The 15,602-nt window shown below is 48.4% G+C and carries 21 protein-coding genes; 17 read left to right on the top strand and 4 right to left on the bottom strand.

Translation table 11 applies throughout. The features are described 5' to 3' along the window. Positions 1-2: 2 nt before the first annotated feature. From HPY28_RS08015 to HPY28_RS07965, 11 genes are all read left to right on the top strand, one after another. Positions 3-536, top strand: coding sequence for a hypothetical protein (locus HPY28_RS08015; protein ID WP_017250383.1), 534 nt, complete (start codon positions 3-5; stop codon positions 534-536). Between the two features lie 87 nt (positions 537-623). Beyond that, complete coding sequence (tpx, locus tag HPY28_RS08010) at positions 624-1,145, top strand: thiol peroxidase (RefSeq protein WP_007717107.1); 522 nt, start codon at positions 624-626, stop codon at positions 1,143-1,145. A 178-nt stretch (positions 1,146-1,323) separates the two neighbouring features. Beyond that, the gene (locus HPY28_RS08005; protein WP_017250382.1) at positions 1,324-1,953 is read left to right on the top strand and encodes a TetR/AcrR family transcriptional regulator; all 630 of its coding nucleotides are present in this window, start codon (positions 1,324-1,326) and stop codon (positions 1,951-1,953) included. A gap of 7 nt (positions 1,954-1,960) precedes the next feature. Then, complete coding sequence (locus tag HPY28_RS08000; protein WP_017250381.1) at positions 1,961-2,665, top strand: MBL fold metallo-hydrolase; 705 nt, start codon at positions 1,961-1,963, stop codon at positions 2,663-2,665. A gap of 73 nt (positions 2,666-2,738) precedes the next feature. After that, positions 2,739-3,254, top strand: coding sequence for a hypothetical protein (locus HPY28_RS07995; RefSeq protein ID WP_017250380.1), 516 nt, complete (start codon positions 2,739-2,741; stop codon positions 3,252-3,254). Positions 3,255-3,303: 49 nt separating this feature from the next. Further along, positions 3,304-4,224, top strand: coding sequence for an RluA family pseudouridine synthase (locus HPY28_RS07990; protein WP_174230359.1), 921 nt, complete (start codon positions 3,304-3,306; stop codon positions 4,222-4,224). Between the two features lie 282 nt (positions 4,225-4,506). Beyond that, entirely contained in the window at positions 4,507-5,424 is a 918-nt protein-coding gene (locus tag HPY28_RS07985) for a fumarylacetoacetate hydrolase family protein (protein WP_174230358.1), read from the top strand. Positions 5,425-5,449: 25 nt separating this feature from the next. Further along, positions 5,450-6,610, top strand: coding sequence for a homogentisate 1,2-dioxygenase (locus tag HPY28_RS07980; protein ID WP_174230357.1), 1,161 nt, complete (start codon positions 5,450-5,452; stop codon positions 6,608-6,610). A gap of 19 nt (positions 6,611-6,629) precedes the next feature. Then, a complete protein-coding gene (locus HPY28_RS07975) occupies positions 6,630-7,250 on the top strand; it encodes a flavin reductase family protein (RefSeq protein WP_174230356.1) in 621 nt (206 codons plus the stop codon). 116 nt (positions 7,251-7,366) lie between these two features. Then, positions 7,367-7,714: a PspC domain-containing protein gene (locus tag HPY28_RS07970; protein ID WP_017250375.1), complete on the top strand. Its 348-nt coding sequence runs from the start codon at positions 7,367-7,369 to the stop codon at positions 7,712-7,714. A gap of 150 nt (positions 7,715-7,864) precedes the next feature. Then, positions 7,865-8,044, top strand: a complete 180-nt coding sequence (locus HPY28_RS07965) for a hypothetical protein (protein ID WP_174230355.1) — start codon at positions 7,865-7,867, stop codon at positions 8,042-8,044. Positions 8,045-8,109: 65 nt separating this feature from the next. Here HPY28_RS07965 and HPY28_RS07960 read toward each other — a convergent pair whose 3' ends face one another. The 3 genes from HPY28_RS07960 to map form a co-directional block, all read right to left on the bottom strand. Further along, positions 8,110-8,706, bottom strand: coding sequence for a TetR/AcrR family transcriptional regulator (locus HPY28_RS07960; protein ID WP_017250373.1), 597 nt, complete (start codon positions 8,704-8,706; stop codon positions 8,110-8,112). A 14-nt stretch (positions 8,707-8,720) separates the two neighbouring features. Further along, positions 8,721-9,746 (bottom strand): LLM class flavin-dependent oxidoreductase, encoded by a 1,026-nt coding sequence (locus tag HPY28_RS07955; protein ID WP_017250372.1) that lies wholly within the window; start codon positions 9,744-9,746, stop codon positions 8,721-8,723. A 179-nt stretch (positions 9,747-9,925) separates the two neighbouring features. After that, positions 9,926-10,672 (bottom strand): type I methionyl aminopeptidase, encoded by a 747-nt coding sequence (gene map, locus HPY28_RS07950; RefSeq protein ID WP_173622299.1) that lies wholly within the window; start codon positions 10,670-10,672, stop codon positions 9,926-9,928. 132 nt (positions 10,673-10,804) lie between these two features. Between map and nadE the strand changes: the two genes are divergently transcribed. The 3 genes from nadE to HPY28_RS07935 all read left to right on the top strand — a co-directional run bounded on the left by nadE (position 10,805) and on the right by HPY28_RS07935 (position 12,670). Then, positions 10,805-11,557 carry an NAD(+) synthase gene (gene nadE / locus HPY28_RS07945; RefSeq protein ID WP_174230354.1) on the top strand — a complete coding sequence of 251 codons (753 nt, stop codon included), beginning with the start codon at positions 10,805-10,807 and terminating at the stop codon, positions 11,555-11,557. 2 nt (positions 11,558-11,559) lie between these two features. Next, a complete protein-coding gene (locus HPY28_RS07940) occupies positions 11,560-12,384 on the top strand; it encodes an MBL fold metallo-hydrolase (RefSeq protein ID WP_174224444.1) in 825 nt (274 codons plus the stop codon). Between the two features lie 64 nt (positions 12,385-12,448). Beyond that, positions 12,449-12,670, top strand: coding sequence for a hypothetical protein (locus HPY28_RS07935; protein WP_173622297.1), 222 nt, complete (start codon positions 12,449-12,451; stop codon positions 12,668-12,670). Between the two features lie 64 nt (positions 12,671-12,734). Here the strand turns inward: HPY28_RS07935 and HPY28_RS07930 are convergent, their stop codons facing one another. Next, complete coding sequence (locus tag HPY28_RS07930) at positions 12,735-13,220, bottom strand: DUF2062 domain-containing protein (protein ID WP_026043234.1); 486 nt, start codon at positions 13,218-13,220, stop codon at positions 12,735-12,737. Positions 13,221-13,432: 212 nt separating this feature from the next. Between HPY28_RS07930 and HPY28_RS07925 the strand changes: the two genes are divergently transcribed. Genes HPY28_RS07925 through HPY28_RS07915 form a run of 3 tightly spaced genes read left to right on the top strand, consistent with a single transcriptional unit; the run spans position 13,433 to position 15,540 of the window. Next, positions 13,433-14,062, top strand: a complete 630-nt coding sequence (locus tag HPY28_RS07925; protein ID WP_174230353.1) for a DedA family protein — start codon at positions 13,433-13,435, stop codon at positions 14,060-14,062. After that, on the top strand, positions 14,055-14,573 hold the full coding sequence (locus HPY28_RS07920) for a YkvA family protein (RefSeq protein WP_017250365.1): 519 nt from the start codon (positions 14,055-14,057) through the stop codon (positions 14,571-14,573). Before HPY28_RS07925 ends, HPY28_RS07920 begins: the two co-directional genes overlap by 8 nt. A 19-nt stretch (positions 14,574-14,592) precedes the next feature. Next, positions 14,593-15,540, top strand: coding sequence for a 3'-5' exoribonuclease YhaM family protein (locus HPY28_RS07915; RefSeq protein ID WP_017250364.1), 948 nt, complete (start codon positions 14,593-14,595; stop codon positions 15,538-15,540). Positions 15,541-15,602 lie beyond the last annotated feature (62 nt).

The raw sequence follows: 15,602 nt of genomic DNA, 5'->3' as shown, positions 1-15,602 counted from the left end.
CCATGGAATTACTCCATAGTGAACCTGCACAAATCTGGCGTTACCTGATTCCGCAAAATCACTGGATGTTTCCCGACGAAGTTCCAGAAGATGAACTGATCTTTCATTATCGCGACCACATTTATTTTGTAAACAATGACGGCTCAGTTTTGTCCATGCCACAGCCTGCTTGCTTCGAAACGCTGGATATGGGGACCTTGCTGGAGTATTTGGCAACATCGGACGACACCATTGATTTTGACGATGAGGGAGAATTCGATTACGGCCATGTCTTAAAGCGTATGGGGTATATCGTGCCAGTCAGGGACAAGCGGGGAAAAGCCACGTATCAAATTGAAATTATCAACACAGCATTGCCGAAAGCACATGGAACGCGGTACGAAATGAAGCAGGTTACCTTCGCTTTTGCCCTCTATCACGCGCTGATGCGCTGTCATGAGCTGAATGCGAAAACGGATTGGGAGTATGAGCATGAAGTGAAGCGAATCGCCGAGGTACAAGCCAAGCGAAGCGGAAAAGTGCAAGTGAATCTGTAATTTCTACTATTGGCATAGTGAAAAAAAGTGAATGATAGGGTATGATATTGAGGTACATATGAAAGATTTGGTGAGGAGGAAGAAATCATGACAACTGCTGTTGAGCGTCAAGGCGCATTTGTATTCAAAGGTGGTCCTGTAACACTGCTCGGTCCTGAAATCAAAGTAGGAGATACTGCTCCTAACTTTACTGTAGTAGGTGGCGATCTGTCCCCTGTAACTTTGGAAGATTCCAAAGGCACTGTTCGCATCATCTCCGTAATCCCTTCTATTGACACTGGCGTGTGCGATGCACAAACTCGCCGTTTCAACGAAGAGGCTGCGAAATTGGAAGGCGTAACTGTGCTGACTGTTTCCGTTGACCTGCCATTCGCGCAAAACCGCTGGTGCGGTGCTGCTGGCATCGACAAAGTGAAAACAGTATCTGACCACAAAGACCTGTCCTTCGGTACAGCTTATGGCGTAGCGATCAAAGAGTTCCGTCTCTTGGCTCGTGCTGTATTCGTAATCGATGCAAACGACAAGGTTGTACACGCTGAGTATGTGGCTGCTGCTGGTGAGCATCCAAACTACGAAGCTGCGATTGCTGCTGCACAAGCTGCGAAGTAAGCAATTTTCATAAGTAAGCTCCCTTTTTGTCCATGTGACGGAAAGGGAGTTTTTTTATTTGCAGCAAGTGGAAAAAATCGTCTTGACGGATTTAGTAACCAGTGGTTATATTATAACCAACGGTTACTAACCGCCGGTTACTAATTTTTTTCGAGAAGTAAGGAGTTGACTATCAAGCATGGCAAGCAAACAAGAAATACGCTCAGAAGAAACGAAACGGGCGATTTTGACGGCGGCAGCAGACCTTTTCGCTACCCGAGGCTTTGATACAGTATCCATCAGGGAAATCGCCAAAGCAGCCGGCTGTTCCCATACAACCCTCTACATTTATTTCAAGGACAAAGAAGCACTGCTTCATCATCTGTCCAAGGAACCGTTGCAAAGCTTGGCGCTACAAATGGAAGAAACACTGTCCAAACAAGGACGAACACCAGAAGAGATCCTGCGTGAAATCAGCAGTCAGTTTATCCACTTTTGCTTGCGCAATCGAACGATGTATACGTTATTCTTCATGATCAATGCCTCTCGGATCGATGTAGAGGAACCGGAAAAAGAATTGCAATCGCTGCGCAATCAATTGTTTGGTTTGTTGAGGCAGGCTGTGAGACGTTGCTTGCCAACTGAGATAGAGGAAGAAAAAGCGCTTGCCTATGCACGAGTTTATTTCTACACGCTGCATGGCATCGTCGGTACGTATACACATTCCGAAGAACCATTGGACAGCTTGATGGAAAGGCTAGCCCCTACATTTGCTCTATCCGTGGATGTTTTTCTAGCAGGAAGTCAAAAAATAATGAACAGGGAGTGACCAGAGAATGATCAGAGTGGAGCAAATCTCGGCGAACATTTGGTGTATCAAAGCGTGGTTGTTGATTCCTTTGCGGGTTTGGATTGTCAGGGAGGAGGATGGCGTTACGCTTGTCGATGCGGGGATGCCATTTATGACGAAACGGATTATGGCTTTTATCAAGCAGCTGAATGCAGGACCACTCAAACGAATTTTGCTGACGCATGGTCATTCGGATCATGTGGGGGCCGTTAAAAAAATAGCGGCGGCAGAATTCGTACCAGTCTTTGCCCATCGAATCGAGATTCCGTATATGGAAGGGAAAGAGCTGTATCCTCGTCGTAAAAAGCTGGAAGTAAACGTCCAGCCTGGCCTAGCTCAGTCTTTGCCAGAGGATGCCGAAGGGAATGTAGCTCCAATTGGCGGACTGCAACCTTATCTGACACCTGGTCATTCTCCAGGGCATGTGGTGTATTATCACGAAAAGGACGGAGTGCTTTTGGCGGGAGACTTGTTTACTTCCAAACGCGGCAGATTGCATCGTCCCATGCCGATGTTTACGGCGGATATGGCGCAAGCACTCAAAAGCAGTTTGATCGTCCGCCAATTGCAACCACGCCATTTGGAAGTGTGCCATGGCAAACCGATCTATCATCCGGCAGAACAGCTCGATGACTATCTGAAAGAGGTCTCTACTTCTTTTTCGATCCCAACTAGTGTTTGGCAATCATAGGGCACTTTTCGTCTGAGCTGAATCGTATGAAACGAATCCCCTTTTTCTCGCGTCATAGGTTTGAGGTGATTGGATGAAAAAGGTAGGATGGATTGGCCAACTATTTCTGATAGCGACACTGTTACTGACAGGGTGTGGGAACGGATCGTCCGCGCAAGGGACTTCGCAGCTTGCAGAACCACCACAGCCAGTCATTGAATGGAGCGGAAAAACAGCTGTGACGGTTCCTGCATCTTCCTGCTGGAGCTATAATAACGAGTCGATCTGCAAAGATATGGCGGCACCACCGGAACTTGTCGCAGAGCATAAGCCTGCCCCACTGCAAGTAAGGCCAGGGGCCACGATGACCATCACTTTTGCCCAGCAGCCAACTACAAATACGCTCAAGGTCACCCAATGGAACGGCATGAAAGAAGTGGAGCAAGTAATAGAGAACGGCAATCAGTGGAAGGCGCCCGAACAGCCAGGTTGGTATTTGTTTGACGTTCGCGGTCAGTGGGCGCAAGGTGATGCAGGGCATGCATTTGTCATCGAAGTAAAGGACAGCATCGGATCAGCATATCAGACGGTTATGGCCAAACAGCCATGATCGTTTTTTGCTATACTGAGGGGGAGGGAAGACTTAAAGGAGAGACAACATGCTAGAAGAATTAATAAGCTTCACGGTTGATGAGGCAGATGCAGGGCAAACTGTGCGAGAAGTACTGCAAAAGCGTTATGGTGTATCACGCCGCTTGCTCATACGTGCCAAGTTTAAAGGCTCCATTACTCGGAATGGCGTCCTCGTTTTTGTGAACGAAAAATTGCAAGCCGGCGACAAAATAGCAGTCATGGTTGAAGAAGAGGTGGAAGAGACCGTTGCCCCAGAGGACATGCCGCTCTCCATCCGTTACGAGGACGAGGATTTGATGGTCATTGCAAAGCCAGCGGGATTGGTCGTTCATCCGACAGGAAATCATCCCAGTGGAACCTTGGCAAATGGGATGATCGCGTATTGGAAAAAACGTGGCGAGCACAGAAAGTTCCGGGCGGTGAACCGTTTGGATAAAGATACATCAGGTTTGATGATCGTGGCGAAAAATCAATGGGCACATGAACAATTTAGTCGTATGCAGCAGATCAGGACGTTGCAGCGGACCTATCGAGCTATCGTTCAAGGGATCGTGGAGTCTGACGAAGGTACGATTGATGCGCCGATTGGTCTTGCGGAAAATTCGTTTATCACCAGACAGGTAAGACTGGATGGGCAGACAGCTGTTACCCATTATCGTGTGCTTGCCCGAGGGGAAGGAATGAGTTTTGTCGAGGTAAAGCTGGAGACGGGGCGAACGCATCAGATTCGCGTACATATGAGCAGTGAAGGGCACCCACTAGCCGGAGATGATCTGTACGGGGGAGAACGGGAGCATATCGGCCGACAAGCTTTGCATGCATGGGGGCTATCCTTTGTTCATCCGCGTAGCGGTCTTGCGATGAGCTGGGAGGAGCCACTGCCAAGTGATATGGAGCAGCTAGCCCAACAATTTTTTCCTGATTATCCGTGCAAGGAAATGACCTAGGCGAAAAATTTCGTCATTTCCCTCTGGAAAGCTGTAAGCGTTTTCGATATGATAGAAGAAATTCGTTACAAACAATTGGAGACACAACAGAGAATAGCTGGCTGTCTGCGGGGGGAAATCTCGCAAAGATTTTTTTCAGTAGCAGACTAGACCCAGCTTGCGCCTGATGCCTGTTTCGGATCGTTTTGACAAAGAGGGTTTCCCTTTTTATTTGTCATGCACCGGAATTGCTTTGGGGGTGAGCTGGGTTTTCTTATTTGCCCAAGAGAAGGAGAGGGTTTCATGAAGCTGGTTTCCTATCGAGAAAGGGAAAGGGATGCTTGGCGAGCAGGGCTTCTGCACGAAGGAAAAGTCAAAGATATTGCACATGCTTGCCCAGGGGCGCCGAGTACAGTGCTGGGATTGCTCGAAGAGTGGGCGAACTGGTTACCCGTTCTCAAAGCAGCATACGAAGCACAGGATGACTGGGATTTGGAGCAGGTCGAGCTAGGTTCGCCACTTCCACGTCCTGCCAGCTTTCGAGACTTTTACGCCTTCGAGGCCCATGTGATGACAGCGAGAGCCAAACGAGGACTTCCGATGGTGCCCGAATGGTATCACTTCCCCGTCTTTTATTTTTCGAATGCAGCAGCTTTTACAGGGACGCAAGCGAATATTCGCAGACCAAAAGCAACCAAGTGGCTGGACTATGAGCTGGAAATTGCCTGCGTGATTGGAAAAGCAGGCGTAAACATCCCAGTTGAACGAGCGGAAGAGCACATCGCAGGATATTGTATCTTAAACGACTGGAGCGCCCGCGATATACAACGGGAGGAGGTCAAGGTCGGCTTAGGGCCAGCCAAAGGCAAAGACTTCGCAACGTCCATGGGACCGTGGCTGGTTACACCGGAGGAGCTGGCAGATGTTCGTATCGCAGGCGAAAAGGGGAGCCGCTATGATCTGGGGATGGTGGCACGCATCAATGGTAAGGAGTATTCAAAAGGAAACTTCAAAGACATTCATTATACATTTGCTGAAATGATTGCCCGCGCCTCAGAGGATTGCTCCTTGTATCCCGGAGATGTTATCGGATCGGGAACAGTAGGGACTGGTTGCATTTTGGAGCTGGGGACAGAGCAGTATGCTTGGCTTGCGCCAGGTGATGTAGTGGAGCTAGAGGTGGAACGCCTCGGTGTGCTTCGCAATACGATTTGTGAATAAGGATGAAAAAAGGAGGAAGGAACGTATGGCTTTTTATCAACGAATGGGGGAAGTTCCACAAAAGCGGCATACGACGTTTTACAAGCCGGATGGGGGACTGTACCGCGAGCAAGTGATGGGAACCAAAGGGTTTTCCGGAATTCAATCCATTCTGTATCACCACAATCCGCCTACTCAAGTGAGGGAGACGCGCAAATACGCAGACGTCCGCTTGGAATATGTGGAGCAGGTTGATTTAAAGCATCAGCATTTTAAAACGTTTGATGTTCAGCCGGGAGGGGACCCGATTTTCGGACGTCGATACATGCTAGGAAATAACGACGTCGTCATGGCAGTATGCGCACCAACAGAGCCGATGGATTACTTTTATCGCAATGCGGATGGGGATGAAGTCGTCTTTGTCCATCAAGGAGAGGGAGAGCTGCAAACGATTTTCGGTACACTCACTTACAAGCCGGGTGACTACCTCATTATTCCGATCGGCACGACCTACCGGATTGTACCTTCTGTGCAGAGTCGTTTCCTCGTCATTGAGTCCCAAAATGAGATCGTACCACCAAAGCGATATCGCAACGAATATGGTCAATTGTTGGAACATTCGCCGTTTTGTGAACGTGATATTCGTTTGCCGGAAAAATTGGTGACGCATGTGGAAAGTGGAGACTTCGAGGTGCGCGTCAAACGCCAATCGGTGGTCTACAGCTACTTCTTTGACTTCCATCCGTTTGATGTCGTTGGCTGGGACGGTTATTTGTACCCGTATGCATTGAGTGTTCATGATTTTGAACCGATTACTGGGCGCATACATCAACCGCCACCTGTACATCAAACCTTTGCCGGTCAAAACTTTGTCATCTGCTCGTTCGTTCCGCGGATGTACGATTATCATCCGCAAGCGATCCCTGCGCCTTACTACCACAGTAATGTAGAAAGTGATGAGGTGTTATACTACGTAGATGGCAATTTTATGAGTAGAAAAGGTATTTACGAGGGTTCGATCACTCTGCATCCAATGGGGATTCCTCACGGGCCGCATCCAGGCAAGGTAGAGGCGAGCATTGGGAAAAAAGAAACGCAAGAGCTGGCTGTCATGCTGGACACATTCCACCCGCTTCACGTTACAAAGCAAGCGTTGCAAATTGAGGATGAGGCATACATGTCAAGCTGGTTGCCACCGCAGGAATAGGAAGAGGTGTAAAAACGCAATGGAAATCGCCATTCACGAGATTGAACGGCAGGAAAAATACAAGCTCTTGATCGGATGTATCGTCCCGAGGCCGATCGCTTGGGTCACTTCGTTAGGGGAGGGAGGCATCGTCAATGCTGCTCCTTTCAGTTATTTTAATGTCGCTAGTATTGAACCGATGATGGTTTCGGTTGCCGTCATGCGCAAGCCGGGTAGTGTCCCAAAAGATACGGCTCTAAACATCATGCAAATGGGAGAATTCGTGGTCAATATGGTGGACGTACACAATGTGGATGTAGTCAATCAGACTTCTGCTGATTATCCGCCAGAGATCAGTGAAGTAGAGGCATTGGGGCTGGAAGTCGCCCCATCTGTTCTCGTCAAGGTGCCGAGACTGCGTGCATCCCGCATCCATTTTGAGTGCAAGCTGCATCAGATTGTGGAATTAGGTAGTCCGACGACTTCGGATTTGATTATCGGGGAAGTGGTGCATGTACATGTAGCGGATGAGCTGTATCATGCAGGACGGATTGATGCCGCAGCGTTTGCTCCTGTTAGCAGATTAGCGGGCCATACGTATGCGACTCTGGGAGAACAGTTTGATCGTCCCCGCCCCGTTTATGAGCCTCCTGCCAAATGATTGATCTCCGTCCAGCGACGGAGGACAAATCCCTCTACGGACCATTTTACCGGAATCGCCTATCGGGTATCCTGTAGATACAAGGCAAGCGGATACTGTAGAGAGGGTGGAATGCAATGATGGAAAGACGACTATACCGTTCTCATGATAAACGGTTATTTGGAGTTTGTGGTGGGATTGCGCAATTCTTACGCATTGACTCTACGCTGGTACGTGTAGGAGTTGTCGTTCTCACTGTTTTTACAGGAGTACCGATTTTGCTTTACTTGCTGATGGCGATGATCATGCCAAAGGAACCGCAGTGGTCATACGCTTCTGACGGTTTCCCGATGCATGATGCCCCATATAGTGGACATGCACGTATGAACGATTTGGATCAGGAGATTGACCGTCTGGAGAAGCGTGCTTTGGTACAGGAAGTGTATCGCCTACGCGAAGAATTGGGCAAATACAAAGGACTTTAAAGCAAATAAAGAGACTTCCAGGGCTTTACGCTCATCGGAAGTCTCTTTTCACTTTTTTACCTATTTTGACCCTACAAAAAATGGTCAGCAACTTCTGGCGATTGCTGCATAACATGTAAGGTGGAAAACCTACATAGGGAGGGAAAAGCAGTGTATCTCGGCGTGTTCGATTTGAATGAGCGTTTGGAGCAAACCCGCAAAATCCTGCGGGAAAAGCAACATCTGAAAAAACTGATTGAAGAAGACATCTGTGACTTGGAACAAGACGTCAAAGAATTAGAAGCGATGACGGCGAAACAAGAAAAGTATGCGACCAGTGTCCGGCGCTAAAACAGCTGTATGAGCGACAAAAAGAGGAAGTGGCAACTGCCCGATGAAGGCAGAAAGCCACTTTTTTAATTATGAAGCGCTTGGTCCAAAACTTTTTCTACGATGGCAGGAACCATGCGGATCGCTGCACTATCGGTTCCGTACGTCTGGCTATCCGCGTAAGTACCTTCCATCAACAAGATCAGCATATAGGCCAGCTCGCATGGATTCGCAGCGCCAAGGGCAGTCGTGCGCTCCAAAAAAGCGTCGCGGATTCGTTTCTGATGGGAGCATACCAACTCGCGAACAGGATGAACCGGATCAGGAAACTCGACAGCTACATTGATAAAACAACAGCCGCGAAATTGCTCGTTGGTCGCGCGCTCAGCCAGATCAGCAAAAAACTGAATGAGCTGCTCTCGTGGCCCATTGGGATGTTTGGCGATGCTCTCTTCCCACTCTTGCCAAAAAACGTCTTGCTTTCGGGTCATATAGGCGAGAATCAGGTCCGTTTTCGAGGAAAACTGCCGATAGACGCTCATTTTATTCATTCCGGCACGCTCTACGATGGCGTCTACACTGACGGCATGGATCCCTTCTTGATAAAACAATTCTTCAGCAGCGTTCAATATGATCTCTTGTGCTTTTTCCCGAGGCACGCGAGGCCGTTTTGCTTCCGTCATATTCTATCCCCCATTTAGGACTTCCAGACGTCGGAGACAATTTCAAAAGAGCGCACGCGATCGGCATGGTGGTACATTTGCGTCGTAATCATGAGCTCATCTGCGCCTGTAGCATCGAGTAGCTCTTGTAGTTTGCTTTTCACGGTAGCCGGGCTACCGATGATGGAAGAACGCAGCTGTGCTTGGACAGACAGTTTTTCGAATTCGCTCCATAGCTCATCCATATTGTCCACAGGTGGTTGGATAGGCTTGAGATCGCCGCGGACGAGATTTAAGAATGCTTGGTAATGGGAGGTTGCCAGTCGATTCGCGAGCTCATCGGTATCGGCTGCCATCACATTGACGCCAACCATGGCATATGGCTGATCCAGCACTTCCGATGGACGGAAACAATGGCGATACGTCTGCAATGCAGGCAAGGTGAAGTTCGGCGAAAAATGTCCAGCAAAAGCAAACGGCAATCCGAGCATGCCCGCCAGTCTCGCTGAGAAATCACTGGATCCGAGTAGCCAGATCGGGATGTTCAGACCTTCACCAGGGATAGCGCGGATAGCTGATGCCGACTCGCTAGTTCGTGGACGAAGATATTCACGTAGCTCCTCCAGTAACTCCGGGAAATCCTCTCCACCAATCCGCAAATCGCGGCGTAGCGCTCGTGATGTTCGTTGGTCCGCCCCGGGTGCGCGTCCAAGACCTAAGTCGATCCGGCCTGGATAGAGGGACTCCAGTGTCCCGAATTGCTCGGCGATTACGAGTGGAGCATGATTGGGTAGCATAATGCCGCCTGAGCCTACACGGATTTTGCTGGTGCCACCGGCAATGTAACCGATGAGAACGGAGGTGGCAGAGCTGGCTACGCTGGGCATTGCGTGGTGTTCGGCGAGCCAATAACGAGTAAAGCCCCATTTTTCCACCTGTTGCGCCAAATTGAGACTGTTTTTGTACGATTCAGCAGCGTTGCTGCCTTCTGTAATGGGTGCTAAATCGAGAACGGACAATGGGATATCTCGTAGTTGCTTAGATGAGAGTGTATCGGACATGGGATGGAACCCTCCTTGTGCTTAGCAGTTGCTGGTCGGATAAGTTTGTTACTGAGTAGTAACAAAGCGTACTTGCATCATACGGAGCGGCAGAAGGGATGTCAACGCTTGGATGTGCGACCGAGCACATTGGGAGAAAAAGAAAGAGCCCTGACAATGCAAGGGCTCTTCGTACATCCTTATTGTTTTGTTAAGATAACAGGTCCATCCGCGGTAATAGCGAGAGTGTGCTCGTATTGAGCGGACAGCTTCCCATCGCGTGTACGTGCTGTCCAACCATCTTCATCGACAGTCGCATGGTACGTCCCGATGTTTAGCATAGGCTCAATGGTAATGACCATGCCTTCTTTAAGGCGTTGTCCTCTGCCAGGAGGGCCAAAGTGAGGAACGAACGGCTCCTCATGCATTTCCTGACCGATTCCATGTCCGGTAAAATCGCGCACGACGGAATAGCCTTGTGCTTGCGCATACGTTTGGATGGCGTGGGAAATGTCGCCGATCCGATTGCCTACAACAGCTTGCTCAATACCGAGATACAGCGATTTTTCAGTGACTTCCAGCAGTCTTTTCGCTTCTGGGGACACTGTCCCCACTTCATAAGACCAAGCGGAGTCTGCCAGCCAACCATTTTTGCGAACAACCATGTCGATTGTTACGATATCGCCATCACGCAGAGGCTCTTTTTTCGGGAAGCCATGGCAGATGACATCATTTACTGAACCGCATGTGGCATAGGGATATCCATGAAACCCTTTTTGCTCAGGGGTTGCGCCATTTTTAGCCAAAAATTCTTCTACGAATTGATCAATCTCCCAGGTAGAAATGCCTGGACGAATCATCTTGGCAATCTCACGATGACAAGCAGCCAAAGTCTTGCCTGCTGCATGCATGAGTTCAATTTCTTCAGGTGTCTTGAGGATAATCATCGACTCTCTCCTTCTCCTCGTTAGTCAAGAACTCTCTATAGTATATAGTGTAGTCCCGTTCTGTGCCAATTGCCACACCGAAAACGGCATGGTAGGATGAGGGAGAAATACTCAACCCTGGGGGTAGGTAGCATGGACAAGTTTCAAGAACATCTGGCGAACTACCAGATTCATGTAAAAGAAGACGTGGAAAAACGTATTGCCTTTATTCGTGAGCAAATTGACGGAAATGGCCTCGGCGGTGCAGTCGTCGGTATTTCTGGTGGGATTGACAGTGCGGTTACGGCAGCGCTGTGTGTTCGTGCATTAGGCTCTGAACGTGTTATTGGCGTTTGGTTGCCTGCTTACTCGCAAACCGTTCATGAAACAGATTCCAAGCGACTTGCTGAAGCGATTGGCTTTCACTTGCACAAGGTAGATGTAGGGCCTGCCTACGACGCTTTGGTTCCTGCTATCGAAAGTGTACTTGGGCTTGATGATAAAACAAAGGGAAATACAAAGGCTCGTTTGCGCATGACAGTGTTGTACGCCATCGCTAACCAAAAAGGATACTTGGTAGCGGATACGTGCAACCGCAGCGAGATTCATGTTGGTTATATGACAAAAGGCGGAGACGGTCTTGCCGATTTTAATCCAGTAGCAAGCCTGACGAAGCATGAGATGCGAATACTCGCAGCTGAGCTCGGGGTGCCAGGAGAGATAATTACGAAGCCGCCTTCTGCCGATTTGTGGGAAGGACAGACGGATGAACAAGAGATGGGCTTCACCTATGAGGATCTGGATCGTTTGCTGATTACAGGGGAAACTCGACCAGAAGCCAAAGAACGTATTGATTACCTGCATCGAATCTCTGAGCATAAGCGCAACATCATGCCAGGCATATAGATATGGCACAATCCTACAAGCTGTTTACAAGTTGTCTGTGGCAAACGACCAGTGCAGTTGTATCAACCGAACAACGTCTCTACTTGTTTGATCCGGCCTATTTTCCCCATGAGATAGAGGCGATTGCTGATTATGTGCAGAGTGAGAGGAATGGAAGGGAGCTTATTCTCGTCCTGACTCACGGAGATTGGGATCATGTAGTCGGAGTTGGCAAATTTCCGGATGCCACAGTCATTGCACAAAAGGAAATCCTCACCGCTGGACGGATCGAGAAGAAGCTGAACAAGGCGAAACGGTTTGACGGGTCGTATTACGTGGTCAGATCGTATGAAGTAGGAATGCCGACATTCGCGAAATTAGTAGAGGATGCACAGGATTGGCAGGAAGTCTTTTTCTTGCCTGTACCAGGACATACATCCGATCAGATGGCGACCTTGTTCCGGGAGCAGAAGCTGCTGGTTGTCGGTGACATGCTATCCAATTTGGAGTTCCCGTTTATCGATGATAGTAGTGCCTATTTGGAGAGTCTGGAAAAAATCGAGCAGTTGGTCTTACAAGGAGAAGTGGAAGAAGTTATTCCTGGCCACGGAGTACCTGCAAAAGGACGCGAGGAAATCCTGCATCGGATTGAACGGGATCGCCAATATTTGTTGGATGCACGTGCAGTTGTGTTCGAGGCTATCGCCAATAACGTAGAGGAAGACGTACTCAGAGAGCAGTTTTCCCAACTGACGTATGATGGTGTATCGATCGATGAACATCTCTGTTCTTCCCATGACCAAAACCGGGATCAACTATACAAGGAAGCTATTTCGCAGAAAGGTTGATTATTCCACGGTTTTATAAGATAATAGGGGTTACGCAAATCTTTCTAGGAAAGAGGTGGAACAGATGTCTACAACTGAATTGATGCTGAGAACAAGTCTGGAAGGACGTGTGAAGCGTACGTTGCAAACGTACTTCCGTCGCCCTAACGACGTGTTGATCAAGGAAAGCCTCGGAGCGAACGGTTTGTCCCCAGAGCAAGTGGAAGTAACCGTGGAGCTCTTGAACGAAGACAAAACTGTTGCCGAAATCATGGAGCACCTGCACGATAAAGGCTACTTTGCATAACATTGCGAGCAAAAAAGACCGGACTGACATTCGATTGTCAGACCGGTCTTTTTCGTTCGAGCGATTAAGGGGTAGGGCTTTCCTCAGGAAATGAGCGCCGCAATTTCTTACGACGATACAATTGAAGGCCAGTTAAAACGAGAATGTAGCTCGCAAAAGCGACAATCAGCCCCATGATGGCACTCCCGGTAAAATAGACAAGTCCTTTTTCTTTCACCCAGACAAGCCATTGCATCCCAGGCTCGTGATGGATCAATTGCCCTTGTAACGGTTTGCCGATCAACACGTATCCAATATTGTAATTGAAAAGAATGAAAAGCGGTAAGATGAGCTTTCCGATGACAAACGCAACCAAAGCAGCGGGCAAGCTGGCGCGAAACAGCTTGCAAAGTGGGAAAAGCAACAAAAACGCAAGGCCAAAAGTAGGTAGGGTAATGAACTCGATGAAGATTCCGAGCGAAAATCCGCGGGCGACAAAAGCTGGAGCCCCTTTCATTCTCAGCACCTTGTAATATTCGAATTTTAGCTTTCGATATGTCTTTTTCCACATCCGTGCTATCCCTCGTTTGTCCCAAGTCATTTGTCTGTCATATCCCCTAAGGGTAAGGCGAATGGTGAAGCTGGATTTGTTTTTTGTTTGATGCTGTAGAGTATCTCCAAGTTGGCAAAAATTAATAGTTGCCATACGAGCTCTGATTTGTGAATGCGCCTTTCTTTTGGCATAATGGAAGAGGGTAGCTTGCTGGAAAAGTGGTGACATTCGTGGCTGATGTAATGGGAACCTTTAGTGACTATATTACGCAATATGGGTATGGCGCCTTGTTTGGATTGTTCTTTCTAGGAATTTTGGGGATGCCCTTACCTGAAGAAACGCTGCTCGTTTTTTCTGGATTTCTTGTCTCAACGGGAAAATTGCAATTTTGGCCTACTTTTTTCGTCTGCTTTCTCGGTTCCGTTACAGCGATGACGGTGGCATATTGGATCGGCAGAACGCTAGGTTACCCTTTTCTCGAACGATATGGGAAACGACTAGGGATGGGCTATACCGTTTACAAAAAAACGGAAGAGTGGTTTAATCGCATCGGCAAATGGGCGCTTCCGCTAGGCTATTTCATCCCTGGTGTTCGTCAGTTTACGGCCTATTTTGCGGGGATCACGCGATTGCCATTTCCGACTTTCATGCTTTATACCTATTTGGGTGGGCTGTTTTGGAGCTTGCTTTTTGTGACGCTTGGCTGGCAATTAGGAGAACGCTGGGATGAGCTGTTTGATTTGATTGCTCGTAACCTCGCGATTTTCTTTATCGCTTTGCTCGCATTGATCGCAACCTGGTCGTATTTCAGACACAAGAAGAATGTAAAAAAGCAATTACGGAGGGATCAGAATGAGTGAAGAAAACCGCAACGAAAATCTACTGCCTGTGGTTCAAAAGCCAACCGAACTGGTTCCTGTAGTATTACCGGAAAAACATCAGCGATTTTATGATAAATTGCGTGACAAAATCGAAGCGTTCATTAGAGACAAGGGAGTCAATGATTCAGTAGCCAACTTTATATTGCTTGCACCCGATTTGTTTGTTCTCTTGGCTCGCCTTATGCTGGACAAGCGCGTAGGTGTTCAATCAAAAGCGTTAGCAGGTGTAGCGGTTGCCTACTTCATTACCCCGGTTGATTTTATTCCGGAGGTATTAGTGGGCGGATTCGGGCTTGTGGACGACGTCATTTTGGCCGTTTATGCTTTGCGCAAGATTTTGGTGGACATCGATGAATCGATTGTACGTGAGCATTGGAATGGCGAAGAAGACCTCTTGGCTGTCATTACGAAGGTAGTTCGATCTGCGGATGATCTGGTTGGCAAGAAAATAGTGAAAAAGCTGGAAGAAACCCTGTTCCGAAAAAAATAAGCTAGGATGGGACAAATAGATGAAATATTTATTGGATTATCAAGAGGGAGAGCGTGTTGTCGCTTTTTGCCTGATTAAAAGCAAGGAAGCTGGCGTAGCGAGTAACCAGAGTGAATACTTGAATTTGGAGCTGGGAGATCGCTCCGGAACGATCACGGCAAAGCTATGGGATGTCAATGCAGAAATGAAGGAATGGATCAACGTCAAGGCTGTCGTGAAGATCGACGCTGCCGTCCAAGTGTATCGTGGGAAAAAGCAACTGGTGATTCAACGGATCAGACCGGCTGCCGCATCAGACGAAGTTCAGATGGAGTCGCTCATTCCGATCTCTCCATTTCCAGTAGATGAACTGTGGACAAAGCTTACCCATGCAGTCGACAGCCTGCAGAGTGCCACGCTCAAGGCCATTATTCAAGAAGCGCTGGCAACAGAGGAGATTCAGGACCGCCTTCGCCATTATCCGGCTGGCGTTCGTATGCACCACAACTATTATCATGGTTTGCTCGAGCATATTGTCTCTCTGTTGACGGCGGCACAGAGCCTCTTACCACTTTATCCACAAGTAGACAGGGATGTACTGATTGCGACTTGTATTTTGCACGATATTGGAAAACTGTACGAGCTATCTGATCCCATCGCACCGGATTACACCACGCCAGGTCAGTTAATTGGTCACCTGGTCATGGGAGTCGAGATGGTGAGTGGCATTTGCCGCAAGCTAGATATTGCTTTAGGGGACGCGGAGGTTCTGCACTTGAAGCATTGCATTTTGAGTCATCATGGAGAGGTAGAGAACGGCTGGGGCAGTGCTGTATCTGGAAAAACGCCAACAGCTGTTATGTTCCATTACCTGGACCAGATCGACAGCAAAATGAACGCTTTGAGCCAAACACTAGCGGACATGACGGAAGAAGAGGAATGGGCGTACGCAGGCGTGCTTAGACGAAAAGTCTGGCGCGGGTATTAATTCATGGAACAAAAAGCCAACTGCTAAGCAAAACAAAGCAGTTGGCTTTTTTTAGATAAATC

The sequence above is a fragment of the Brevibacillus sp. HB1.2 genome, from assembly GCF_013332495.1.
In the GTDB taxonomy this organism is placed as follows: domain Bacteria; phylum Bacillota; class Bacilli; order Brevibacillales; family Brevibacillaceae; genus Brevibacillus; species Brevibacillus porteri.
Note: the sequence above shows the minus strand (reverse complement) of the source record. Positions and strands in the feature narration are given on the sequence as shown.